The organism is Bradyrhizobium sp. 138, from assembly GCF_023074075.1.
Classification (GTDB): domain Bacteria; phylum Pseudomonadota; class Alphaproteobacteria; order Rhizobiales; family Xanthobacteraceae; genus Bradyrhizobium.
The window spans coordinates 471,262-496,154 of sequence record NZ_JADPKT010000003.1 but is presented as its reverse complement, the minus strand read 5'-3'; the positions used below and the strand labels follow the sequence as shown (position 1 = coordinate 496,154).

General features: G+C 64.8%; 21 protein-coding genes and 1 pseudogene. 9 read left to right on the top strand and 13 right to left on the bottom strand.

Annotated features, from left to right (window positions below; all coding sequences use genetic code 11):
* The first annotated feature begins 495 nt into the window (after positions 1–495).
* The 4 genes and pseudogenes from IVA79_RS03315 to IVA79_RS03300 all read left to right on the top strand — a co-directional run bounded on the left by IVA79_RS03315 (position 496) and on the right by IVA79_RS03300 (position 5,853).
* On the top strand, positions 496–3,930 hold the full coding sequence (locus IVA79_RS03315) for a helicase-related protein (RefSeq protein ID WP_247550342.1): 3,435 nt from the start codon (positions 496–498) through the stop codon (positions 3,928–3,930).
* Between the two features lie 10 nt (positions 3,931–3,940).
* Positions 3,941–4,204 (top strand): annotated as a pseudogene (locus IVA79_RS03310) (RNA-binding S4 domain-containing protein); the annotation flags it as partial.
* A gap of 132 nt (positions 4,205–4,336) precedes the next feature.
* Positions 4,337–4,675 carry a ferredoxin FdxA gene (fdxA, locus tag IVA79_RS03305; protein WP_247550341.1) on the top strand — a complete coding sequence of 113 codons (339 nt, stop codon included), beginning with the start codon at positions 4,337–4,339 and terminating at the stop codon, positions 4,673–4,675.
* 344 nt (positions 4,676–5,019) lie between these two features.
* Entirely contained in the window at positions 5,020–5,853 is an 834-nt protein-coding gene (locus IVA79_RS03300; RefSeq protein WP_247550340.1) for a CarD family transcriptional regulator, read from the top strand.
* Between the two features lie 97 nt (positions 5,854–5,950).
* Here IVA79_RS03300 and IVA79_RS03295 read toward each other — a convergent pair whose 3' ends face one another.
* On the bottom strand, positions 5,951–7,339 hold the full coding sequence (locus tag IVA79_RS03295) for an adenylate/guanylate cyclase domain-containing protein (RefSeq protein ID WP_247550339.1): 1,389 nt from the start codon (positions 7,337–7,339) through the stop codon (positions 5,951–5,953).
* A gap of 33 nt (positions 7,340–7,372) precedes the next feature.
* A complete protein-coding gene (locus tag IVA79_RS03290) occupies positions 7,373–7,744 on the bottom strand; it encodes a helix-turn-helix domain-containing protein (RefSeq protein WP_247550338.1) in 372 nt (123 codons plus the stop codon).
* A 39-nt stretch (positions 7,745–7,783) separates the two neighbouring features.
* Between IVA79_RS03290 and IVA79_RS03285 the strand changes: the two genes are divergently transcribed.
* Positions 7,784–8,557, top strand: coding sequence for a glutathione S-transferase family protein (locus IVA79_RS03285; RefSeq protein ID WP_346658139.1), 774 nt, complete (start codon positions 7,784–7,786; stop codon positions 8,555–8,557).
* A gap of 30 nt (positions 8,558–8,587) precedes the next feature.
* Here IVA79_RS03285 and IVA79_RS03280 read toward each other — a convergent pair whose 3' ends face one another.
* The 7 genes from IVA79_RS03280 to cyoA are packed head-to-tail and all read right to left on the bottom strand — an operon-like array spanning position 8,588 to position 15,519.
* Positions 8,588–9,121 (bottom strand): response regulator transcription factor, encoded by a 534-nt coding sequence (locus IVA79_RS03280; protein WP_247550336.1) that lies wholly within the window; start codon positions 9,119–9,121, stop codon positions 8,588–8,590.
* Positions 9,111–10,514, bottom strand: a complete 1,404-nt coding sequence (locus tag IVA79_RS03275; protein ID WP_247550335.1) for an ATP-binding protein — start codon at positions 10,512–10,514, stop codon at positions 9,111–9,113. Before IVA79_RS03275 ends, IVA79_RS03280 begins: the two co-directional genes overlap by 11 nt.
* Entirely contained in the window at positions 10,486–11,346 is an 861-nt protein-coding gene (locus IVA79_RS03270; RefSeq protein WP_247550334.1) for an SURF1 family protein, read from the bottom strand. Before IVA79_RS03270 ends, IVA79_RS03275 begins: the two co-directional genes overlap by 29 nt.
* Entirely contained in the window at positions 11,343–11,723 is a 381-nt protein-coding gene (gene cyoD, locus IVA79_RS03265; protein ID WP_247550333.1) for a cytochrome o ubiquinol oxidase subunit IV, read from the bottom strand. The genes IVA79_RS03270 and cyoD overlap by 4 nt, the downstream gene beginning before the upstream one ends.
* Positions 11,720–12,349: a cytochrome o ubiquinol oxidase subunit III gene (gene cyoC, locus IVA79_RS03260; RefSeq protein WP_247550332.1), complete on the bottom strand. Its 630-nt coding sequence runs from the start codon at positions 12,347–12,349 to the stop codon at positions 11,720–11,722. Before cyoC ends, cyoD begins: the two co-directional genes overlap by 4 nt.
* Positions 12,350–14,347, bottom strand: coding sequence for a cytochrome o ubiquinol oxidase subunit I (gene cyoB, locus IVA79_RS03255; protein ID WP_247550331.1), 1,998 nt, complete (start codon positions 14,345–14,347; stop codon positions 12,350–12,352). It abuts the gene before it with no gap.
* An 11-nt stretch (positions 14,348–14,358) separates the two neighbouring features.
* The gene (gene cyoA, locus IVA79_RS03250) at positions 14,359–15,519 is read right to left on the bottom strand and encodes a ubiquinol oxidase subunit II (RefSeq protein WP_247550330.1); all 1,161 of its coding nucleotides are present in this window, start codon (positions 15,517–15,519) and stop codon (positions 14,359–14,361) included.
* A gap of 181 nt (positions 15,520–15,700) precedes the next feature.
* Here cyoA and IVA79_RS03245 point away from each other — a divergent pair, with 181 nt between their 5' ends.
* Positions 15,701–17,029, top strand: coding sequence for an MFS transporter (locus IVA79_RS03245; RefSeq protein WP_247550329.1), 1,329 nt, complete (start codon positions 15,701–15,703; stop codon positions 17,027–17,029).
* Between the two features lie 185 nt (positions 17,030–17,214).
* On the opposite strand, the gene IVA79_RS03240 is transcribed toward IVA79_RS03245, so the two are convergent.
* Both IVA79_RS03240 and IVA79_RS03235 read right to left on the bottom strand, forming a co-directional pair.
* On the bottom strand, positions 17,215–18,606 hold the full coding sequence (locus IVA79_RS03240; protein ID WP_247550559.1) for a M48 family metalloprotease: 1,392 nt from the start codon (positions 18,604–18,606) through the stop codon (positions 17,215–17,217).
* A 133-nt stretch (positions 18,607–18,739) separates the two neighbouring features.
* The gene (locus IVA79_RS03235; RefSeq protein WP_247550328.1) at positions 18,740–19,507 is read right to left on the bottom strand and encodes a thermonuclease family protein; all 768 of its coding nucleotides are present in this window, start codon (positions 19,505–19,507) and stop codon (positions 18,740–18,742) included.
* Between the two features lie 393 nt (positions 19,508–19,900).
* Between IVA79_RS03235 and IVA79_RS03230 the strand changes: the two genes are divergently transcribed.
* From IVA79_RS03230 to IVA79_RS03220, 3 genes are all read left to right on the top strand, one after another.
* Entirely contained in the window at positions 19,901–21,106 is a 1,206-nt protein-coding gene (locus IVA79_RS03230) for an ABC transporter substrate-binding protein (RefSeq protein WP_247550327.1), read from the top strand.
* Positions 21,107–21,241: 135 nt separating this feature from the next.
* Positions 21,242–22,030, top strand: a complete 789-nt coding sequence (locus IVA79_RS03225) for an enoyl-CoA hydratase (RefSeq protein ID WP_247550326.1) — start codon at positions 21,242–21,244, stop codon at positions 22,028–22,030.
* Between the two features lie 2 nt (positions 22,031–22,032).
* Entirely contained in the window at positions 22,033–22,779 is a 747-nt protein-coding gene (locus IVA79_RS03220; RefSeq protein WP_247550325.1) for a hypothetical protein, read from the top strand.
* A gap of 111 nt (positions 22,780–22,890) precedes the next feature.
* On the opposite strand, the gene IVA79_RS03215 is transcribed toward IVA79_RS03220, so the two are convergent.
* Positions 22,891–23,703: an enoyl-CoA hydratase/isomerase family protein gene (locus IVA79_RS03215; RefSeq protein ID WP_247550324.1), complete on the bottom strand. Its 813-nt coding sequence runs from the start codon at positions 23,701–23,703 to the stop codon at positions 22,891–22,893.
* Positions 23,704–23,718: 15 nt separating this feature from the next.
* Positions 23,719–24,879: an acyl-CoA dehydrogenase family protein gene (locus IVA79_RS03210; protein ID WP_247550323.1), complete on the bottom strand. Its 1,161-nt coding sequence runs from the start codon at positions 24,877–24,879 to the stop codon at positions 23,719–23,721.
* Positions 24,880–24,893: the final 14 nt, after the last annotated feature.

The following is a 24,893-nucleotide window of genomic DNA, read 5'->3' as shown; positions in this document are numbered from 1 at the left end:
TTTTCGCGAAAAATGAGTTGGGGGGCCCGCCTGCCCGGGAATCCATTTGACTCCGCCCCGATTCTGATTCGACTCCGCGCCGTCCCCAACTTAAGGCTTTGCGCCATCGAAACGTCACTTGTGCGGCAGCCCAAAACTCCATCTAGTTGCCGCCGACAGGACTCCCGCGACATATTGCGTGAACGGAACGAGACTCAATCTGGAGTCAGCGATTCGGCCGCGATTCGTTCTAGAGTCGTTCCGAAGTTTAAGACGGGCAGGAAAAGCGTCGCAAAGTGAGACAGTTGCGCGGGATTTGGGGAGGGTGCGGCCGCACCTTCGGTGTGCCCCTCACCCTGAGGAGGCCGCGCAAGCGGCCGTTTGCCCGGCGGCACCAGCCGGGCCTTCATCCTTCGAGACGCGCTGACGCGCTCCTCAGGATGAGGAGCAACAAGCGCCCCCGCCTCAATCCGGCACTGACATTCGCCCAAATCGCCATTACCTAATCCCCCAGACATGGCCTTTTCCTCCTCCCCCTTCGCCTCCGAGCGCGCCCTGCACGATCGAGTGCCTGGCGCCGGCGTCACTGCGGTGCTCGGGCCGACCAACACCGGCAAGACCCATCTCGCCATCGAGCGGATGCTCGCGCATCCCTCGGGCATGATCGGGCTGCCGCTGCGCCTCTTGGCGCGCGAGGTCTACAACAAGATCGCAGCAAGGGTCGGAGCCGAGGCGGTCGCGCTCGTCACCGGCGAGGAGAAGATCAAGCCGAGGAGCCCGCGCTATTGGGTCTCGACCGTCGAGGCGATGCCGCGCGACCTCGATCTCTCCTTCCTCGCCGTCGACGAAGTCCAGATCGCCGGCGATCTCGAACGCGGCCATGTCTTCACCGATCGCATCCTCAACCGCCGCGGCCGCGACGAGACGCTGCTGCTGGGCGCTGCCACCATGCGCCCGATCATCGAGCGCCTGTTGCCCGGCGTCTCCATGATCACGCGGCCGCGCCTGTCGCAGCTGGAATTTGCCGGCGACCGCAAGATCACGCGCCAGCCGCGCCGCACCGCCATCGTCGCGTTCTCGGCCGATGAAGTCTACGCCATCGCCGAGCTGATCCGCCGCCAGCACGGCGGCGCCGCCGTGGTGCTGGGCTCGCTGTCACCGCGCACGCGCAACGCGCAGGTGGCGATGTTCCAGAACGGCGACGTCGATTATCTCGTCGCCACCGATGCCGTCGGCATGGGCCTCAATCTCGACGTCGATCACGTCGCGTTTGCCTCCGACCGCAAGTTCGACGGCTATCAGTTCCGCCGCCTGACGCCGTCCGAATTCGCGCAGATCGCGGGCCGCGCCGGCCGCGCCACGCGCAACGGCACCTTCGGCACCACCGGCCGCTGCGCCCCGTTCGAGCCCGAGCTCGTCAACGCGCTGCAGAACCACACCTTCGATGCCGTGAAGATGCTGCAATGGCGGAACGCGAAGCTGGATTTCGCCTCGCTCGGCGCGCTGCAGGTCTCGCTGAACCTCGCCCCCGGCCACGAGGCGCTGACGCGCGCGCCGATCGCCGAGGACATGCGCGTGCTCGACCACGCCGCCCGCGACGTCGAGGTGCGCGATATCGCGCATGGCAAAGAGGCGGTGGAACGGCTGTGGGAGGCCTGCCAGGTCCCGGACTACCGAAAACTGTCGCCGGCCGCCCATGCCGAGCTGGTGACGACGCTTTACGGCTTCCTGATGCAGAAGGGCTGCGTCCCCGATGCCTGGTTCGAAGCCCAGGTCACCCAGGCCGACCGCATCGACGGCGATATCGACACGCTGTCGGCCCGGATCGCGCAGATCCGCACCTGGACCTTCGTCGCCAACCGCCCGGACTGGCTGAAAGACCCCGAACGCTGGCAGGGGGTGACGCGGGAGGTCGAAAATAAATTATCGGATGCGCTCCATGAACGCTTGACTGAGCGTTTCGTTGATCGCCGGACCAGTGTATTGATGCGCCGCCTGCGGGAGAACACGAGCTTGAATACTGAAATCGGCAAGACCGGCGAAGTCATCGTCGAAGGCCATGTCATCGGCCGCCTCGACGGCTTCACCTTTGCACCGGACGCTGCGGAAGCGGGCTCCGATGCGAAAGCCTTGCAGGCTGCAGCGCAAGCGGTGCTCGCCGGCGAGATCAACACGCGCGCCGAACGGCTCGGCAATGCGCCTGATGACCAGTTCGTGCTGACCTCGGAAGGCACCATCCGCTGGACCGGCGATGCCGTGGCGCGGCTGTCTGCCGCAGAGGACGCGCTGCATCCGCGCATCCGCATCATCTCCGACGAGCGCCTGACCGGCGGTCCTCGCGACAAGGTGCAGGCCCGGCTCGAACTCTGGCTCAAGACGCATATCGAAAAACTGCTCGGGCCGATGTTCGAGCTGTCCAAGGCCGAGGATGTCACCGGCATCGCCCGCGGCATCGCCTATCAGCTGGTCGAGGCGCTCGGCGTGCTCGAGCGTCCCAGAATCGCCGGCGAGCTGAAGGATCTCGACCAGCCCTCGCGCGCGGTCTTGCGCAAATACGGCGTCCGTTTCGGCGCCTATCACATCTATTTCCCCGGCCTGCTCAAGCCCGCCGCACGCGCGCTCGCAGCGCTGCTCTGGGCGCTGAAGCAGGACAATGTCGATCTGTCCTCGCTGTCGGGCGCGCAGCATCTGGCATCTTCGGGCCGCACCTCGTTCCCGGTCGACAAGGCGCTGCCGCGCGATGCCTATCGCGTGCTCGGCTACAAGCAGGCCGGCGAGCGCGCCGTGCGCGTCGACATTCTGGAGCGCCTTGCCGATCTGATCCGCCCGGCGCTGGCCTGGCGCGAGAACGCGTCCGGCGAAAAGCCCGCCGGCGCCTTCGACGGCCGCAGCTTCGTGGTGACGCAGGCGATGACCTCGCTCACAGGCTCCGCCGGCGAGGATTTTGCGTCGGTCCTCCGTGCCCTCGGCTATCGCATGGAGAAGCGCCCGCCGCTGCCGCAAAAGCCTGTCGTGACTGAGCAGGTTGTAACTGAAACGGTCGCCGCAGAGACGCCGCCCACTGAGGGCAGCGCCGAGACCTCGAGCGAGACCGCTGCGGAGGCCGTCGCGGGCCTGCCCGAGGAGGCATCCACCGCAGCCGCCGCGGAAGCCGTCACCGTCGAAGACGCCCCCGGCATGGAGCAGCAGGACGAGGCCGCGCAAGCAGAGCCCGCGCTGGAAGCTTCCCCCGAGGTTCCCGTCACGCCTGAAGACGCGCCCGGCATTGCGCCGCCGGCCGAAGAGGCCGCTGCGTCCCCGGAGGCTGGCGGCCTCGAAGCTGCTGCCGCCGAGACCGTGGCAACGGAAGCCGCCGCATCGGCCGACGCTGCCGCGCCTGAAGCCGCGGCTGCGCCCGCTGCGCCCGAGCTGATCGAGGTCTGGCGTCCCGGCGGCCGTCACGAGGACCGCAAGCCGCGCCACGAGCGCCATCGCCATCAGCGTCACCACCATCAGCGTCCGCAGGCCGGCGCCGAGGCTGGAGCTGCACCCGCGGAAGGCGGGGCCGCGCAAGCCGCCGACGGCGAGAAGCGCAACGAGCGTCATCGTCACGGCGGTGGTCATCGCAGGGACGGCGGCCGAGACTTCCGCAAGCCGCGCGAAGGTGGCGAGGGCGCGCCGCGTCCCGAGGGGCGCGACGACAAGAACCGCCGCTTCGAGGGCAAGGACCGCGACAACAAGGGCCGCGATCGCGACAAGGGTAAATTTGGCGGAGATCGCGACAAGGGCCGTGACAACCGCGGCCGCGATCGTGACAAGGGCCGCGACCGCCGAGATCGCGAGTCCGGTCCGTCGCTGCGCCCCTACGCCTCGAGCGCGAACCCGCGCGAGCGCGATCGTCCAGCCGATCCGAACTCGCCCTTCGCAAAACTCGCCGCGCTGAAAGAGCAATTGTCCGGTCGGAAGGAGTGATCCCACGACCGAGCGGCAGCGCCTCGACAAATGGCTGTGGCACGCGCGGGTGGTGAAGGCGCGCACCTCCGCGGCCGAGCTCGTCGCCACGGGCCACGTCCGCATCAACGGCGCACGCGAGACCTCGCCGGGGCATGCGGTCAAGATCGGCGACGTGCTCACCATCGCGCTCGACCGCACCGTGCGCGTCTTGAAAGTCACGGGCTTCAACGAACGCCGCGGCGATGCCGCCTCGGCGCGGGTGCTCTACGAGGAGCTCGGCGTGCGCAATTAATTGCGCAACGTATTCATTTCTTGGACGATCAAGCGCACACAAGTGTCATGATCGGGCCTTGCCGACCTTGCGGCGCCGGGCCATCCGCGCTACGCAAGCCGCGACTTTTAAAAGAGCTTTTCGGAGCGTTGGATGACTTACGTCGTCACTGAAAACTGCATCAAGTGCAAGTACACCGACTGCGTCGAGGTCTGCCCGGTCGACTGTTTCTACGAGGGTGACAACATGCTCGTCATCCACCCCGACGAGTGCATCGATTGCGGCGTGTGCGAGCCGGAATGCCCCGCCGACGCCATCAAGCCGGACACGGAACCGGGCCTGGAAAAGTGGCTCGAGGTCAACGCCGACTACGCCAAGAGCTGGCCGAACATCACCCAGAAGAAAGAATCACCTGCCGACGCCAAGGAATTCGACGGCATGGAAGGCAAGTTCGAGAAATATTTTTCTCCGAACCCCGGCTCCGGCGACTAAATCGGGCCCAAACTTAACCCTAATAGCGGCGCTGCCGCCGAAAACCAGCCCTGAAGACCCCTAAATCATTGATTTTTGCGGGAAATGTGCTATATTGGGCACATTAAGCCGAACCCCGTCAGCCCCGTTGGCCCCTCTGGGTTCCCGTGAAACCAAATGTCGAACAGGGGCGTGGCAGTTTCCGCGCGCAGGCTGTGTCACAGAAAACGCGTAAAAAGAGTACTTCAGCGAGGGCTTCCCATAAGGAGGCCAAAAAAGTCGCCGCGGCCAGCCGTAGCGCATCCAAGGGTCGGACCGCGACGAAGGCGCCGGCTGCAAAATCCTCGAAGAACAAAAGAAGCGCAATGCCTAACAAGACTGCCAAACCGGCCGCGAAAGCGACCGCTGCTAAGCCTGCTGCCAAGCCTGTGACTGCCAAGCCTGTGACTGCCAAGGCTCCCGCAGCCAAGGCCTCCGCTGCCAAGCCCGCCGCGCCGAAGGCTGCCGTTGCTGCTGCTCCTGCCAAGGCTCCTGTCGCTGCTGCGAAGCCGGCCGCGAAGCCCGCTGCTGCGCCGAAGGTCGAGGAAAAGAAGGTCGTGACCCAGCGTCAGGGCTTCAAGGCCAACGAATTCGTCGTCTATCCCGCTCACGGCGTCGGCCAGATCCTGGCCATCGAGGAGCAGGAGATCGCCGGTGCGAAGCTTGAGCTGTTCGTCATCAACTTCATCAAGGACAAGATGACGCTGCGCGTGCCGACCGCCAAGGTCGCCAATGTCGGCATGCGCAAGCTGTCGGACCCGACGCTGGTGAAGAAGGCGCTGGAGACGCTCAAGGGCCGCGCCCGCGTCAAGCGCACCATGTGGTCGCGCCGCGCCCAGGAATACGAAGCGAAGATCAATTCGGGCGACATCGTCGCGATCGCGGAAGTCGTGCGCGACCTCTACCGCTCGGAGTCGCAGCCGGAGCAGTCCTACAGCGAACGCCAGCTCTATGAAGCGGCGCTCGATCGCCTCTCCCGTGAGATCGCGGTGGTGCAGCACTCGACCGAGACCGAAGCGGTCAAGGAGATCGAGGCCCAGCTCGCCAAGAGCCCGCGCCGCAACGCCAAGGCGGAAGCCGCCGAGGGCGAAGCGGATGCCGAGGGCGATAGCGACGATACCGATGGTGACGACACCACCGTCGCCGACGAGGCCGCGTAAGCGTCTCTCGCTTCGATTCCAACAGATCAAAAGCCCGGCCGTTCGGCCGGGCTTTTTGTTTGGGTTCGTGACAGCGGCGTCGAGCACGATCGGCATGCTACAAGCCGCGGGCCTGAGTCCATATTCCGATCGGACGCTGGATCCCACGGACCGCCTGTGGCTCCTGCGCCATCAGTGGCTGAAATGCTTCGGCTGCGCTGCCAAGCTCGGCCTTCGCGCGGCTGATGAGATCGTCGCTTGCCACCAGCGCGCAGTCGAGCGTGCGGGTCAACGCCTCGAGACGGCTCGCCGCGTTGACGGTGGCACCGATCACGGCAAATTCTAGACAGGTCTGCCCGATATCGCCGAGCACCACCGGCCCATAATGCAAGCCAAAACTCACACGCAGCGGCGACTCTCCCAATGCCGTTCGTCGCCCGTTCCAACTGTTCGCCGCGCCGATCATGGCCTGGGCACACCGCAGCGCGTTGCTGGCATCGTGCGCGCCGGCAAAGGGAGTGCCGAACGTCGCCATCAATCCGTCACCGAGATATTTGTCGAGCGTGCCGCTGTGGCGGAAAACCTCCTGCTCCATCAGCCCGTGGAATTCACGCAAGGTCCGCACCACCTCCTGCGGCGTGCGCGCATCGGCAAAGGCCGTGAAGCCGACGATGTCGACGAACAGCACCGCAGCGTGTTGCGTGCGCACCTGCCTCAGGGGCTCGTCCTGCTTCGACAATTCCGCGACGACATTGGGCGAGAAGTAGCGTGCCAGATTGCCGCGTTCGCGCTCCACCGCGGCATGTCGGACCAGCAGGTCATTGCTGCGCCGGACCGCGAGCGCCAACGTCATGGCCACGATCATGAATACGACGATTTCCTGGGTGCGAAGGTGGAATCCGATCGCACTGGGCGAGATCATTGCGAACAAGCGGTGATCGTCGCCGACTGCGGCGGCAATGCGGGCCGTCAGCCCCGGATCGCGATCGGGTTGCCACCACACCCAGGCCATGCCGACCAGCCAGAGTGCGGCGGTCCACGCCCCGACCGCAATCACGGTCCGCCAGGAATAGGCCAGTGTGGCGCCTGCGAGCAGTACGAAGAAATAGATGAAGTTACCGAAATGGTACTGCATCGCGACCGGCCAGTGCGTCGTCCCGAATGGATTAGGGACCACGATGAGGAGGGTGAGCAACGCCAGATCGCAGAACAGGAGCGCCAATTCGGACCGTGACACGCCCACCCGCCCAACCCTGGCCTGGGCCCAGCCGATCAGTGCGAACAGGCCGAGCAGCGCCACGTAATAGAGCTGCTCCCAGGCCGGGTTGATCACCAGCAGCAGGCAGCCAATGACGAGAAGGGCGACATAGCGCGCCCGGACCGCGAGTTGCAGGCCTTCCCGCTTGGCGGATGTCAGCGCAGCCTGAGCGAACTGGACTGTTTCGGCGTCACGCTTGCTCGGCGCGGGCGAAAGCGCAGCAGGCAGGTTGAGGCGCTCGACGAGCATTGTCACGGCAGTCTCCTCGTTTGGGCCTTCGCTTCAAGTCCGCTGCGTCCTTGCCGAGACGCCGATTTCATCCCGACGGCTTTCTCCGTCAGCCGCCGCTGCAACCGACGTCCACCAGTTTCCCAAGGCGTCGATCAATGGAACGACCGCGTGACCGGCGGGCGTCAGATCGTACTCCACGCGCAGCGGGTATCCGCCGAATTCAGTGCGGCTTATGATGCCGGCGTCCTCCAGCTTGCGAAGCTCGAGTGCGAGCATTCTGTGCGAGATGGTCGGATTGTCCCGGCGCAAGTCGCTGAAGCGCTTGGTGCCCTGCTTCAAATAATAGATCAGCAGCGTCGGCCAGCGACCGCTCAGAATCTGCATCACTTCCTCGATAGGACATCTCGACACGAGATCCTTCATCGGCGCCTCCAGGTTACAAAAAAGTTCGTAATTTACTTGATGCGACGAGCGACTAGGGTCGCATCACCGCTGCGCAGCGTGATCATCAGAAATCACGGAGAATGGATCATGGACCCAATTCTACTCTACGGCTTCCCGAAGGGAAGCTCCATGGGGCTCGTTGCGGCTCTCGAATGGCTGGGTAAGCCATATCGGCTGTGTCGGGTCGACATGATGGGCGAGATGCGAGGCCCGTCATACGCCCGCATCAATCCGCGGCATGAGACGCCAGTGTTCATCACCGAGCAGGGCGAGCTGCTGACGGAAACGATGGCGATCGCGGGCTGGTTAGAGGCCAGGGATATCGAGCGGCGGATCAGCTTCGATCCCTTATCGCGGCAAGCCGATCGCATGCATCAGCTCATGGCGTTCGTGAATACCGGTTTCACCGCCGCCTTCGCACCGCTGTGGGCCGCAATGGAAGCCGAAGCCATGGAGTCCGCCACGAAGTCGGTCCTGCGCGCCTTTGGCACCGCAAGGGTCATCGAGCGTCATGACAAGCTCGAAGGGATGATCGAATCGCGGGAATTCCTGCTCGGGGACCGGCCGACCCTTGCCGATGCCTTGCTTGTCGGCGTCGCGCGCTGGCTCGACTTCCACGCGGTTGCGGAGAGGAGCCGCTGGCCGAAGCTGGCGGCGTTGCGAGCGCGCCTCGAAGCCGATCCCGCGGTCCTCTACGCCGCCGCTCTGGAGGACGGCGGCTCCGATCCGGGAACGGGATCGTGCCAAGGCCAGGTCGCGCTGGCCGAATTGATTGCGCGGTTCGGCAAATAGGGAACAAGGAGGAGCCTCGATGCGCTCCTCCTACTTCACGGGCCGCTTCTCGAGCTTCCTCGCCAGCGTCCTGCGGTGCATGCCAAGCCGGCGGGCCGCCTCCGAGATGTTGAACTCGGTCTCGATCAGGGTCTGGTGGATGCGCTCCCATTCCAGCGTCTTGATCGAGGTCGGCCGCGCATCCAGCGCGACCTCGGTATTCCCCTCGGCCTTGGTGAAGGCGGCTTCGATGTCGTCGGTGTTCGAGGGTTTTGCCAGATAATGGCAGGCGCCCAGCTTGATCGCCTCGACGGCGGTGGCAATGCTGGCAAAGCCTGTCAGCACCACGATCAGCATATCGGGGTCATGGGTGTGCAAGAGCTCGACGCAGGCGAGGCCCGAGGCGCCGCCGAGCTTGAGGTCGACCACGGCATGGCTGAACGAGCGCTCCTCCAGCACCTGGCGCACCTCTTCGATCGAGGCGGCCAGCACGACATCATAGTCGCGGCGCTCGAACGAGCGCTTCAGCGTGCGCGCAAAGCCGGCATCGTCCTCGACGACGATGAGCGAACGGTCAGGCGTCAAAATTCCCTCCGATCGCCAGCGTTGCGAGCGGCAGCGTCAGGCGCACGGTGGCGCCCCGCTTTCTGTGGTTCTCGGCGGTGACGCTGCCGCCCAGCTTGCGCACCACGTTCACCACCAGGAACAGTCCGAGCCCGCCGCCGGCGCGGCCCTTGCTCGACTGATAGGGCTTTCCGAGCTGCGCCAGCATCTCCGGCGCAAAGCCCGGGCCGCGATCGCTGATCGACAGCACGAGGTTGTCGCCCTCGCGCTCGGCCACGAGCTCGACCCAGTCGCGCGAGACCTCATAGGCATTGTCGAGCACGTTGAAGATCACCTGCTTCAGCGCGATGTCGGAGACGATCGCTACGTCCGTCCCGAACGTGTTGACGAAGTAAAGCGTCCGCGCCGAGCGCGCGTTGCGCCACTCTTCCACCAGCGCGGTCATGAACGCCGTTACCGTCGTCGGCGAGGAGCCTTCGCCGCGCGCTTCGCCTGCCGAGACCAGGATGCCGGTCACGATCGACTTGCAGCGTTGCAGCGAGGTCTCCATCTCCGCGAGGTCCTCGGCGAGCTCCTGATCGCCGGCAAGATCCGGCATGCGGCGCCAGTCGCTGAGGATGACCGAGAGCGAGGCCAGCGGCGTGCCGAGTTCATGCGCTGCGCCGGAGGCGAGCAGACCCATGCGCACGATGTGGTCCTGCTCGGCGGCATGCTGGCGGAATGCCGCCAGATGTGCGTCGCGCTCGCGCAGATTTCGATTGATGCGGGTGACGAACACGACCAGCAGCACGGCATTGAGCACGAAGCCCAGCAGCATGCCGGCGACCGTGAGCGTGTAAGTCTCGCTCAACGGGTTGGGCGGCAGGTCGAGCGGGCGGTATGCCAGCGTCAGCCAGACAAAGCTTGCGCAGGTCAGCGCGACCAGCGACCAGGTCGAGCGGGCATCGAGCAGCACCGCGCCGAGCGTCACCTGCAGCAGGAACAGCGAGGTGAAGGGGTTGGTGGCACCGCCGCTGAGATAAAGCTGCGCGGTCAGCGCGGCGACATCAAGCATCAGGGCGACCAGCAGCTCGTTGTTGGTGATCGCGGCGCGATGGCGCACCCAGATCAGGCTGGAGACGTTGAGCAGCACCAGCGCGCCGATCACCGCGCCCATCCGCTCCAGCGGCAGGGGAATGCCGAGACCAAAATGCACGCCGCCGATGGTCACGATCTGGCCGACCACCGCGGTCCAGCGCAGCTGGATCAGCAGCGCCATGTTCTTGCGATTGGTCTCGTCGTCGGTCGGCGCAGCACCGATCAGCTCGCTGCGCGCATCTGCCTGCGATTGCAGCGTGACGGCCAGCCCGCCATGCGCAATTGTTTGGGAAAGCGTCTTCCCGTCGTCAGGCCTGTTCGACGATCGTTCCAGCATCTGATCCCGTCCTGTGCGCGGTGGCACCTAAGCCGCCGGCCGGTTCGTGGACGAAGCCCTTCAAGGCTCTCTTGCGGCGGAACAGCCCGCCGCCGAATGTGACGAAAAGCCTGCCGGCCAGCATGAAGGCCAGGGCAAACCACGTCAGCGCGTAGATCAGGTGGTTATTGGGAAAGCGGATCACGGTCAATCCGCCGATCGGACCGCCGGCAATTTGTGATCCGGCGCCGGCATCGACGAAGAAGGGCGCGACATCGTGGAGACCGCGGGCCGCCGCGATCCCTGCGACATCCCGCGAGTACCAGCGGTTGTGCTGGGGCACGTTGTTTCGGAGGAACCCGCCTTTGGGCTCGGTCATGCGGAGCAGGCCGGTGATCTCGATCGGGCCATCCGGATTGCTGTCCTTGCGCGTCGATGCCTCGCGCCGCTCCGACGGCACGAAGCCGCGGTTGACCAGGATTTGCGTGCCGTCGTCGCGCAGAAGCGGCGTCAGCACCCAATAGCCCGGGCCTTCCTCGGTGACGGCCTGAACCAGCGTCTCGCGATCATGCAGGAAGCGGCCGGCGACGCTGACATGCCTGTATTCGTCGTTTGCGGCGGAGACCGCGGACCACGAAGCGGGCGAGGGGATCGGCGCCGCCGGGGCATGAACGCGTTGCTCGACCCGGTCGATCAGCGCCAGCTTCCAGGCGCGCCGCTCGATCTGCCAGATGCCGAGCGCGATCAGGGTCACAAAGGCCATGAGCGAGAGGGCCGTGAGCCACAGGGAAGGGCGCGCAGCATGGCCACGCATCCCTTTTGCCTTGCTCGTCACGGTCCTCACCTCGCTCACTTCATTCCGCTCATCTGATGCATCGGCATCATGTTGCTGTTGAGATGGCTCATCACCCACAGCGAACCCGACAGCGCGATCACCACCATGACGATGGTGAAGATCAGGGCCATCATGCTCCAGCCGTTCTCGGACGTCGTGTTCATGTGCAGGAAGTAGATCATGTGCACGACGATCTGCACGACCGCGAAGGCCATGATGACGAGTGCGGTGATCTGCTTGCTCGGCAGCGCGCCGCTCATCACCAGCCAGAACGGGATCGCGGTGAGCACGACCGAGAGCACGAAGCCGAGCACATAGCTCGAGAACGTGCCGTGGGCATGGCCGCCTTCGTGGTGGTGGTCGTCCGCGTTGGCGGCGTGGGTATCGGTGTTCATCGCAGAACTCCCAGAAGATAGACGAAGGTGAAGACGCCGATCCAGACCACGTCGAGGAAGTGCCAGAACATCGACAGGCACATCAGACGGCGGCGGTTGGCCTCGATCAGGCCGAACTTCTGGACCTGCACCATCAGCGTCACCAGCCAGATCAGGCCGCAGGAGACGTGCAGGCCGTGGGTGCCGACCAGGGTGAAGAAGGCAGACAGGAAGGCGCTGCGCTGGGGCGTCGCGCCCTCATGGATCATGTGGGCGAACTCGGTGAGCTCGATGCCGATGAAGGCGAGGCCGAACAGGCCGGTGATCGCCAGCCAGACTTGCGTCTGCGCGATCTTGTTCTGCTGCATCGTCAGCATGGCGAAGCCGTAGGTGATCGACGACAGCAGCAGCATCGAGGTGTTCACCGCGACCAAATTGAGGTCGAACAGGTCCTTCGGCGCCGGGCCGGCGGCGTAATTGCCGCCGAGCACGCCGAAGGTGGCGAACAGGATCGCGAAGATGAGGCAGTCGCTCATCAGGTAGATCCAGAAGCCGAGCGAGGTGCTCCAGCCTTCCGGATGCGGGTGTTCGTCGGCGAGGTAGAAGACCGGCTCGCCGGTTTGGGAGGGATTGACGGCAACAGTCATTTACTTGGCTCCGGCGAGCAGCTTGGTGCGCGCGTCCTCGGTCCGGATGACGTCTTCAGCCGGAATGTCGAAGTCGCGGTGATAGTTGAAGGTGTGACCGATGCCGACGGCGAGCATCGCGATGAAGCTCAACGCCGCCAGCCACCAGATGTACCAGATCAGGCCAAATCCCATCGCGGTGGCGAGGCCGGCGAGGATGATGCCGGTGCCGGTGCTGCTGGGCATGTGGATCGGCCTGAACCCGGTGAGCGGACGCTGGTAGCCCCGGCGCTTCATGTCCCACCACGCGTCATTGTCGTGAACGACGGGGGTGAAGGCGAAGTTGTAGTCCGGCGGCGGCGAGGAGGTCGCCCATTCCAGCGTGCGCGCATCCCAGGGATCGCCGGTGACGTCCTTGAGCTGCTCGCGCCTGAGGAAGCTGACCGCGAACTGCACCAGCATGCTGAGAATGCCGAGGAAGACGAGGCCGGCGCCGATCGCGGCGATGACGAACCAGATCTGCAGGGACGGATCGTCGAACACGCGCAGGCGGCGAGTCACGCCCATCAGGCCGAGCACGTAGAGCGGCATGAAGGCGAGGTAGAAGCCGGTGACCCAGAACCAGAACGACATCTTGCCCCAGAACGGATCGAGCTTGAAGCCGAACGCCTTCGGAAACCAGTAGGTGATGCCGGCGAACGCGCCGAACACCACGCCGCCGATGATCACGTTGTGGAAGTGCGCGATCAGGAACAGGCTGTTGTGCAGCACGAAGTCGGCCGGTGGCACCGCCAGCAGCACGCCGGTCATGCCGCCGATCACGAAGGTCAGCATGAAGGCGATGGTCCACATCATCGGCAGCTCGTAGCGGATACGGCCGCGATACATCGTGAACAGCCAGTTGAACATCTTCGCGCCCGTCGGGATCGAGATGATCATCGTGGTGATGCCGAAGAACGAGTTGACGCTGGCGCCCGAACCCATCGTGAAGAAGTGATGCAGCCAGACCAGGTACGACAGGATGGTGATGACGACGGTGGCGTAGACCATCGAGGTGTAGCCGAACAGCCGCTTGCCGGAGAAGGTCGAGGTCACCTCAGAGAAGATGCCGAAGGCCGGGAGGACCAGGATGTAGACTTCGGGATGGCCCCAGATCCAGATCAGGTTCACGTACATCATCGGGCTGCCGCCGAAATCGTTCGTGAAGAAGTTGGTGCCGACATAGCGGTCGAGCGACAGCAGCGCGAGCACGACGGTCAGGACCGGGAAGGAGGCGACGATCAGCACGTTGGTGCAGAGCGAGGTCCAGGTGAACACCGGCATCTTCATCATGGTCATGCCGGGGCAGCGCAGCTTGACGATGGTGCAGATCAGGTTGATGCCGGATAGTGTCGTGCCGACGCCTGCGACCTGCAGTGCCCAGATGTAATAGTCGACGCCGACATCGGGACTGTAGCCGATGTTCGACAGCGGCGGATAAGCCAGCCAGCCGGTGCGGGCGAACTCGCCGATGAACAGCGAGGCCATCACCAGCACCGCGCCGCCAACCGTCATCCAGAAGCTGAAATTGTTCAGGAACGGGAACGACACGTCGCGCGCGCCGATCTGCAGCGGCACGACGTAGTTCATCAGGCCGGTGACCAGCGGCATCGCCACGAAGAAGATCATGATCACGCCGTGGGCGGTGAAGACCTGGTCGTAGTGGTGGGCGTTGAGATAGCCTTCGGAGCCATTGAACGCCAGCATCTGCTGGCCGCGCATCATCAGCGCGTCGGCAAAGCCGCGCAGCAGCATCACGATGCCGAGGATCATGTACATGATGCCGATGCGCTTGTGGTCGACGGTGGTGAACCACTCGCGCCAGAGGTAGCCCCAGAGACGGAAATAGGTGAGACCGCCGAGCAGCGCGGCGCCGCCGAGCGCGACCACCGCGAAGGTGCCGACGACGATCGGCTCGTGCAGCGGCAGCGATTCGAAGCCGAGCCGGCCGAAGATGAGCTTGAGAAGATCAGGAGACATGCGAACTCTCTTTAGGAGTCAGACTTCGGACGCTGTCCGAGGAAGAAGGACGAGGACTTCAGCGGCGTGAAGGATGGCCGCTTCAGGCCGGCGCCGAGCAGCGGCGCGGTGTCGACGGGTGCCGTGATGGAGGCGGTGGTCTTGCCCTGCGGCGCATCTGGCGTGCAGGTGCCGGCGACGAAGCTCGGCTCCGGTCCAAGCGCGGTGCCGCGGCGGGCGTATTTGTCGTAGGCCAGCGGCAGCGTGTTGTTCAGGCCCTGGTGGCCGGCGCCGCCCTTGGCGTCGATCGCCATCATCTCGCTCTGGCACATCTTGCCGGTCTCGACGCACATGTTGAGAATCAGGCGGTAGAGATCGGCATCGACGGTGCCCCAGCGGCGCACCGGCTCGTTCTGGCTCGGCTTTTCGAGCTGGAGATATTCGGCGCGGCCGAGCGAGCCGCCGGCGGATTTGGCGCTGGCGATCCAGGCGTCAAAGCCCTTGTCGTCGAGACCCCAAAAGTTGAAGTGCATGCCGGAGAAGCCGGCGCCGCTGTAGTTCGCCGAGAAGCCCTTATAGGTGCCGGCGTGGTTGACGACGGCATGGAGCTTGGTCTCCATGCCCGGCATCGCGTAGATCTGACCGGCGAGCGCGGGGATGTAGAATGAGTTCATCACCGAGGACGCCGTGATGCGGAATTTGATCGGACGATCGACCGGAGCTGCGAGCTCGTTGACGGTGGCGATGCCGTAGTCCGGATAGATAAAGAGCCACTTCCAGTCGAGCGCGACGACGTCGACCTCGAGCGGCGCCTTGGACTGGTCCACGGCGCGCTCCGCATGGATGCGGCCGAGCGTGCGATAGGGGTCGAGCAGATGCGTGCCCATCCAGGTCAGCGCGCCCAGGCAAACGATGATCAGAAGCGGGGCCGACCAGATCACCAGCTCGAGCTTGGTCGAGTGGTCCCAATCCGGCTCGTAGCGGGCGTCCGTGTTGGACTGGCGATAGCGCCAGGCGAACAGCACCGTCAGCGCCATCACGGGGACGACGATCAGGAGCATCAGGACGGTGGAGATGATGACGAGGTCGCGCTGTTGCGCTGCGATATCGCCGGCTGGCGCCAGCACGACGTAGTCGCAGCCGCTGAGCGCAGCAGCCAGAGGTAGTAGCGCCAGGATCTTGAGACGAGACACGGGCCGAGCCTTTGAGAATGAGTTTCCTTTGCGGGGCCAATGGGTAGCTGCGGCGCAGCAATCCGGACATTGGACAATTTGTCCAATGTTGCGGTGCGAAATGTTGGGTCAGACAGGGCCAGATTGCCTGGCGCCCCGCCGGGCGGTCGGCTTTGGTTTTCAGGACGTTAAGGGCGCACGCATGGCGACGGCACAGACCCCCGCAATGGCAGACCTCCACACGGGCGAGCACGGCCACGACCAGGCCAGTCCCGGCGAGATCGCCATCGGCGTCATCATCGGCCGCACCTCGGAATTCTTCGACTTCTTCGTTTTCGCGATCGCCTCGGTGATCGTGTTCCCGCGCCTGGTGTTCCCGTTCGCGAGCGAGCTGACCGGTACGCTCTATTCCTTCATGATCTTCGCGCTGGCCTTCATGGCCCGCCCCATCGGCACCGTCATTTTCATGACGGTCGACCGTGCCTACGGCAAGACGGCCAAGCTGATCTCGGCGCTGTTCCTGCTCGGCACCGCCACCGTCGCGCTGGCGTTCCTGCCGAGCTATCACGACATCGGCGTTGCCGCGATCTGGCTGCTGGCGCTGGCGCGCATCGCGCAGGGTCTGGCCTGGGGCGGCGCCTGGGACGGCATGGCGTCGCTGCTGGCGCTGAACGCACCGGCCTCCAAGCGCGGCTGGTACGCGATGGTGCCGCAGCTCGGCGCGCCGCTCGGGCTGATCGTGGCGAGCGCGCTGTTCGCCTATTTCGCCGGTAACCTCTCGGCCGACGATTTCTTCGACTGGGGCTGGCGCTATCCGTTCTTCGTTGCCTTTGCCATCAACGTCGTGGCGCTGTTCGCGCGTCTGCGCATGGTGACGACCGAGGAATATGCCTCGCTGTTCGAGACCCGCGAATTGCAGCCCGCCCGCATCTCCGACACCGTCGCCCGCGAAGGCCAGAATATCATGCTTGGCGCGTTCGCGCCGCTCGCGAGCTTCGCGCTGTTCCACATGGTGACGGTGTTTCCGCTGTCCTGGGTGTTCCTGTTCACCCGCGAAAGCCCGGTGCGCTTCTTGATCATCGAGATCGTCGCCGCCGTGTTCGGTGTCGCCGCGATCGTGATCTCCGGCATCATCGCCGACCGTGTGGGGCGCAAATCGCTGCTGATGGGATCGGCGATCGCGATCGCGATCTACAGCGGCTTTGCCCCGCAGCTGCTCGACGCCGGCGCGTTCGGCGAGACGATCTACATGGTAATCGGCTTCATCCTGCTCGGCCTGTCCTTCGGCCAGTCCTCCGGCGCGATCGCCTCGAACTTCAAGCAGGCGTACCGCTACACCGCTTCCGCGCTGACCTCGGACATGGCCTGGCTGTTCGGCGCCGGCTTCGCGCCGCTGGTCGCGTTGCTGCTCGCCACCAATCTCGGCGTCATCGCCTCGGGTGCCTATCTCTTGTCCGGCGCCTTCTGGACCTTGCTCGCGCTCTGGCTCAGCGGCCAGCGCGAGAAGGGCGACATGGATACGGGGCGCTAGGGTTCGCATCGCCACCGCACCACAGGTCTCGTAGGGTGGGCAAAGGCGCGTAAGCGCCGTGCCCACCATCTGTCGATGATTGAGAGAGGTGGTGGGCACGCTTCGCTTTGCCCACCCTACGGCAGCGCGATTTGTAGCTCAGATCAGCATTTGCTGTTTTAGCGCGCACGGCTACGCGCGCAGCGTCAATCCGCCACGATCTTCACGCGATCACGCACCTTCACCTGCGCGGTGCGATCGAGCCCGTTCAGCACGCGGAAGCGCTCGGCGGGATGATCGACACCCGCCATGCGATGCGACAGCGATTCCACGGTGTCGCCGGGCTGCACGGTGATGACCTTGATGCGCAGCGGCCGGGCCGCCTGGATCTCTTCGAGCGTCAGGCGGCGGAATGAATTGACGGTCTCGCGCGCGTTGCGCTCGCTCTCGGTCGACTTCTGCCGCGTCGCGAAGATGAAGCGATAGACGTCGCTGCCGAACCGCAGCGCGTAGACCTTGAACTGCCACTGGTCGCCCTTGGCGGTGGCGGACGCGGCCGGAAAACCATTGATCGTGATATCCTCGGTCGAGGCCTTCTCGACGCCCTCCATCCAGCCGGAATTGAGGTAGTCGCCGAGCGACTGCTCGGCCGGCACGCGCACCACGTCGAAACGCATCGCCTGTGCGCCGCCCTCGCGCACGCCGATCACGGCCTGGGCGGTGTTGTCGAGCGTGAAATTATCCGGCGCCTGGAAGGTGAAGCCGAGCTTCGGATGCAGGAATCTGCGGCCGCGCACGAAGCCTTCGCTGGGGTCTTCGCCGTAGACGAGGTTGTCGATCGCGGCGAGATAGCTCTCGCGGTCGCGCTCGGCGCCTTCAGGCGCGGTGTATTGCCGTGCGATGTTCTGCGCGTTCTGCACGCGCTCCGGGGTCGCCGGATGCGACGAGGTGAAATCCTGCGCGCGCGGATCGAGCGAAGACTTGCCGGCCTTCAGCTCGGCATTGCGCTCCATCGCCGACAGGAAGCGTGCCGCACCATAGGGGTCGAAATGCGCCTTGGCCGAGATGCCGACGCCGATGCCATCGGCCTCGATCTCCTGCTTGCGCGAAAAGCTCGCCATGGTGAGCTTGGTCTTGGCCAGCGCCAGCGCGGTGAGATCGGGATCGTTGCTCATGTCGGTGACGACGCGGGTGACGATCGCGGCCTGGCGCGCCTGGTCCTCGCGCATCGCGGCGTGCTTGGACAGCACATGCGCCATCTCGTGGCTGAGCACGGAGGACAATTCCGAGGTGTCGCTCGCAAGCGCAAGCAGGCCGCGCGTGACATAGAGTTGGCCGTTCGGCAGCGCGAAGGCGTTCACCGCGCCGGAATTGAGGATGGTGACCTTGTAGCCTTGGTCGGGACGGTCGGAGGCCGCGACCAGCCGGTCGACGGTCTTGCTGACGAGTGATTCGAGCCTGGGATCGTCATAAGTGCCGCCATAGCTCGCCAGGATGCGCTCGTGCTCCTTCTCGGTGGCGGGGGTCTGGGCGACGGCCGGCTTCGGCTTCGGCATCGCCACGGCGGTGGGCGCCGCAGCCGTCTGGAACCGGCCCATATCGCCGCAGCCCGTCAGCGCCGTGCCCAGGACAAGGCATAGCGCGGCCGGCGCAGCCCGCAGGCGGCGGCCATCACCTCGTCCGTGCCGTTCTAGCACCCCATTCACGTCGCTTAACCCGTGCCCGGCCCGCTTAAGGCCTTACCCCTGTCGGTTCGTTTGCGCCTAGCAATTCGACCTGTCCTACGAGGCGTATATCGATACGCGGCCCCGTATTCCCCTCGACCCAGCCCCGAATTCGAATACGCTTATTCTCCAGGGACTTAAGGGTAATGCCGGCGCTTTCGAATGCCGGCAGCGTGCGTTTTGAAATAGTCGCCGCAAAGCCCCGTGTCCAGTTTCGTCCGAAGTTGAGGTAGGTCATTGCCCCAGCTTGCCGGACCGACAGGACTTTACCCTCGACCACCACAAAACGCCCGATCCCTGCCAAAATATCGTCCGGACTTTCCGTGTTTTTTATGGCCGACGGGTCAGCCCAACTGCCCTTTTTTTGGCGCCGTGCCGCTGCTTCCGACGCCATCAGGGCGGCCGCGCAGTCCTTGTCCGTGATCTCGGCGGAGACCATGGCCTCGCCCTCGGCGAGCAGCATGGCCTGCACCGAGGTGTCGCTTTCGCCGATGAAGACCAGCGCGCCCTGGCGCCCGTAGCGGTCGGGCGTGTCGTCGCTGCCGCGGAAGGTCACGTCGCGGCCGGCGAGCAGCGATGTCAGCGCCTGCTTCGTGGCCGCGGTCGGTTCGATGCCGGCGAGACGGATCTCGCGGCCGTCGTTCAGGCGCACGCTGCGCGCATCGACGATGGCCGCGACGCGGCCTTCGCCCTGGGACTCGAACTGGCACGGACTGGCGAGCGCGGTAGTCGCGACGAGGACAAATACGACGATGAGATGAAGCAGTCGCGTCACGTGACCCGGAGAGATTGCGTTGCGTGTCGATCATAACTCAAACGACGCCAACGACGAAGAGGGGCCCTGTAGGGTGGGCAAAGCGAAGCGTGCCCACGTCTTTGCCAATCGCGCGGGTGGTGGGCACGGCGCGAAGAGTGCGCCTTTGCCCACCCTACGGCGGCGAGTGTGGGGCTTCCCTGGTACGTTTCACGCTCGCAATGACGGCGGCGAAACATCTCGCGTCATCGCACCATTCCGTTTTGCGGAAAACGAAAACCGCAATCCTACTCTCGCAACGTCCCCGCGCTTGCTGCGCTCTTGCGCATGCGGCATGATTGCGGCAACAGCGATAACCAAGAGCAATAACCAAGCCGCCATCAGAGCACGGCGCGATAAGGGAGATCGTTTTCCATGAAGCATGTTTTGTCGGGCATTTTCGCTGCAGCGTTTGCCCTCAGCGCGAGCGCCGTGCAGGCCGAGGACAAGCCACCGCTGAAGATCGGCGGCATCTTGGACATGTCGAGCCTCTATGCGGACATCACCGGCCCCGGCAGCGAGACCGCGGCCAAGATGGCCGTCGAGGATTTTGGCGGCGAGGTGCTCGGACGCAAGATTCAGGTGCTCGCGGCCGACCATCAGAACAAGGCCGATCTCTCAGCCAACATCGCCCGGGACATGCTCGACAACCAGGGCGTCGAGATGCTCTACGACGTCGCGGCCTCCGCGACTGCGCTTGCCGCCGGCGAGATCGCCAAGGCGCGCAACAAGATCGTGATCTTCAACGGCCCGGGCTCGATCCGTCTCAGCAACGAGGCCTGCGGCCCCTATACCGTGCACTACGTGTTCGACACCTACGGCCAGGCCAACGTCACCGGCCTTGCCGCCGTGAAGACGGGTCTCGACAGCTGGTACTTCCTCACCGCCGACTACGCCTTCGGCCAGGATCTGGAGAAGGACACCAGCGCGGTCGTCACCAAGACCGGCGGCAAGGTGCTCGGCAGCGTGCGCCATCCGCTCAACAGCTCGGATTTCTCGTCGTTCCTGCTGCAGGCCCAGGCCTCCAAGGCCAAGGTGATTGGTCTTGCCAATGCCGGCGGCGACACCGTCAACGCCATCAAGCAGGCGGCCGAATTTGGGATCATGAAGGGCGGCCAGAAGGTCTCGCCGCTGCTTGTTTTCGTCACCGACATCGACTCGATCGGGCTCGAGACCGCTCAGGGCCTGCTGCTGGCGGAAGCGTTCTACTGGGACATGAACGACGAAACCCGCGCCTTCTCCAAGCGCTTCCAGGAGCGCGTGAAGCGGCCGCCGACCTCGGCGCAGGCCGGCGTCTATTCCTCCGTGACGCATTACCTGAAGGCGGTGAAAGCGGCCGGGACGACCGACGCGGCCACTGTGATGAAGGTGATGAAGGAAACCCCGATCAACGACTTTTTCGCCAAGAATGGCAAGATCCGCGAGGACGGCCGCATGATCCACGACATGTATCTGTTCGAGGTGAAGAAGCCGTCGGAATCGAAGGGCCGCTGGGACGATTACAAGCTGCTCACCACCGTGCCCGGCAGCGAGGCGTTCCAGTCGCTGGAGCAGTCGCGCTGCCCGCTGGTGAAGAAGTAGGTCTCGTCATTGCGAGCGAAGCGAAGCAATCCCGAGATGTTTCCGCAGAGACAGTCTGGATTGCTTCATTGCAAGGGCTCCACGCAATGACGGTGTGGCGATAGCTCGGTCAAGCAACAACAAGGGAGACGCCTCATGAACGACATGGTCCTGCAAAAGCTCGAAGGCGGGCTGCTCACCATCACCATGAACCGGCCCGAGCGGAAGAATGCGCTCAACCCCGAAATGGTGACCGGGCTGGTCGAAGCGGCCCGGCGTGCGGCCGATGATCCCGAGGTGCGCGCCGTGTTGTTCAAGGGCGCCGGCGGCTCGTTCTGCGTCGGCGGCGACGTCAAGTCGATGGCGGCAGGCCGCGCGCCGCTGCCGTTCGAGCAGAAGCTTGCGAATTTGCGCCGCGGCATGGAGGTCTCGCGCATCCTGCACCAGATGCCGAAGCCCGTAGTGGCGCAGCTCGACGGCGCGGCCGCCGGCGCGGGCCTGTCGATGGCGCTGTCCTGCGACCTGCGCATCGCAAGCGAATCCTGCAAGATCACCACCGCTTTCGCAAAAGTCGGCTTCTCCGGCGATTACGGCGGCACCTATTTCCTCACCCAGCTGCTCGGCAGCGCGCGGGCGCGCGAGCTCTATCTGATGTCGCCGGTGCTGACCGCCAGGGAAGCGCATGCGATCGGAATGGTGACGAAGGTCGTGCCCGACACCGAGATCGATACCGCCGCGCACGAGCTCGCGCTGTCGCTGGCGCAGGGGCCCTCGATCGCGCTCGGCTTCATCAAGCGCAACATCAACAATGCCGAGCATCTGGCGCTGGAGGATTGCTTCGACGGCGAGGCGATCCATCACACCCGCTGCGGCGACACCGAGGATCACAAGGAGGCCGCCAAGGCCTTTGTGGAGAAGCGCAAGCCGACGCTCAGGGGCGCGTGACCATGGCGCCCTATATGCGGCTTCGACAGATCTGCCTGGTTGCGCCGCAGCTCGCGCCTGTCGTCTCCGACATCGCGGAGATCATGGGCCTCACAGTGTGCTACCGCGACGGCAATGTCGCCAAATACGGCCTGGAGAACGCGCTGCTCCCGGTCGACACGATTTTGCTGGAGGTGGTCGCGCCCTTCAAGGGCGGTACTACGGCCGGCCGCTTCATCGAGAAAACAGGCGGCCGCGGCGGCTATATGGCGATCTTCTGCTGTAACGATCCCGACGACCGCGGGCGCAACGCCAATGCGATGGGCGTGCGCACCGCCAACGTCATCGACCACGCGCCCTATCACGGCGTCCAGCTTCACCCCCGCGACTGCCGCGCCGCCTTCATCGAGTTCAACCATACCGAAGGCAGCGACGATATCTTGGGGCCGTACCCGCCGGCGGGGCCGGATTGGCAACAATTCATCTGCAAAGACGTGACGCAGGCGCTGACGGCGGTGGAGATGCAAAGCCCGGATCCGCAGGGGCTGGCGGAGCATTGGGGCAAGATCATCGGCGTTGCGCCGAGCGGCGCCGAACTGAAACTGCCCAATGCGACCTTCCGCTTCGTGAAAGGCGCCAGCGAGATCATGAGCGCACTGGAGTTTCGTGTGACCGACGTGGCGCGCATGCTGCATGTGGCCCGGGAGAGGGGGCATGCAGTGGCGGGGAACGAGTTCTTGCTGGGCGGGGTGACGTTCCGCGTGAGCTAACAGAGCAAAGCGTAGGGTGGGCAAAGCGAAGCGTGCCCACGCCTCTTTTCATTGGAAGCAAAATGGTGGGCACGCCGCTTGCGCGCCTTTGCCCACCCTACAGCATCGCGCTCACCTTCCCCTGAAATTCGCAGCCCGCCGCTCTTCCGTCGCCTTCACGCCTTCCTTAAAATCCTCCGTCGCGCGCAGCCGCGTCTGCTCGGCTAGCTCGTGATTGGTGGCGGCCATCACCCGATCGGCGAGCCCATTGCGCATCGTGGCGCGGGTGGAGAGCAGGCCGAGCGGGGAGCATTCGGCGATCTCGCCGGCGAGCTTCATCGCGGCCGCCTTGACCTGGTCCTGCGGCACGAGCTCGTTGGCAAGGCCCCATTTGTAGGCTTCTTCGCCGGTGACGCGGCGGCTGGTGTAGAACATCAGCTCGGCGTTGTTCTTGCCGATCAGCTCGGGCAACGTCACGGTCAGACCGAAGCCGGGATGGAAGCCGAGCTTGGTGAAATTCGCGGAGAAGCGTGCCTCAGGGCAGGTGATGCGGAAATCGGCGGAGACGGCGAGGCCCAATCCGCCACCGATGGCGGCGCCCTGCACGGCGGCGACGATCGGCTTCTTGGCGCGGAAGATGCGCACGGCCTGGATGTAGAGATGATTGATCGGCCCGAGGCTGTCGGCGGGGTCGCCCTTCTTCTCGGCCTCGCGCGCTTCCTGCGCCTGCCGTGCCGGATCCTGGAAGTTGGCGCCGGCGCAGAACGCCTTGCCCTGTGCCGACAGCACCGAGGCGCGGATCTCGATGTCGCGATCGAATTCGTCGAGCGCGTCCGCGATCTGGTTGATCAGCGAGATGTCGAAGAAGTTCAGCGGCGGCCGGCGGATCTCGATGGTGCCGACGTGCCCGACCTTCTCGACGCCGATATCTTTGTAGGTGCTCATGATGTCCTCGATTGATTAGCGCAAACCAAGTCCGCGGGCGATGATGCCGCGCAGCACCTCGGTGGTGCCGCCCTGGATGGTGAGTTTCGGTGCGGTCTTGATGGCGAAGTCGAGCTGCCGCTCGAGCGTCTCGCGGTTGGTCGCGGTCTCCTCGACGAAGGCGGCGAGATCTCGCACCCGATGCGGCAGCTGCTGCTCCCAGACCGTGCCGATATCCTTGACGATGGAGGCCTCGACCACCGGCTCCTTGCCGGCCTCGAGCATGCCGGCGACCGAAACCGACATGCGCCGCATGGTGTGGAGCTGCGCCACCAGGCGGCCGATGCCTTCGGCGCTGCGCGTGTCCGGGTTGGGGCCGACCGCGCGGACCAGCTCGGTCAGCACGTAATAAGTTTCGAGGAAACGCTCGGGGCCGGAGCGCTCATAGGCGAGCTCGCTCGTCGCCTGCTTCCAGGCGCCGTCGACCTCGCCGAGCACGTGATCGTCAGGAATGAAGTGATCGGTGAAGACGACCTCGTTGAATTCGTACTGGCCGGTGATCTGGCCGATCGGGTTCACCTGGATGCCCGGCTGCTTCATCTTCACCAGGAACTGGGTCAGGCCGTGGCGGCGGTTTTCCTTGGTCGGCGGCGAGGTCCGGAAGATCGCGATCATGTAGTCGGCGATGTGCGCCGACGAGGTCCAGATCTTGGTGCCGTTGATGAGATAGCCGCCGTCGGTCCTGGTCGCGCGCGTCTTCGCGGCGAACAGGTCGGACCCAGAGTTCGGCTCGCTCATGCCGATCGCAAAGCAGATCTCGCCGCGGCAGATGCGCGGCAGGATCTCCATCTTGATATGTTCGGGCGCGTATTTCAGCAGCACCGGCCCGCTCTGGCGGTCGGCGACGAAGAAGCGCCGCGTCGGCGCGTTGGCCACGCGCATCTCTTCGGTCACCACGTAACGTTCGAGGAAGGAGCGCTCCTGGCCGCCATATTTCTTCGGCCAGGTCATGCCAAGCCAGCCCTTGGCGCCGACCCGGCGGGAGAATTCCGGTGCGTCGGTGTCTTCGCGGTTGGGCTTGTGCGGATCGAATGTGCCGGCGGCGATTTCCTCGGCGAGGAAGGCGCGCACTTCCTTGCGGAGTTGCTCGCATTTTTCGGGCAGGCGGATCGGATCGAAACGGAGCGCAGCGGTCATGTGTTTCTCTCCCT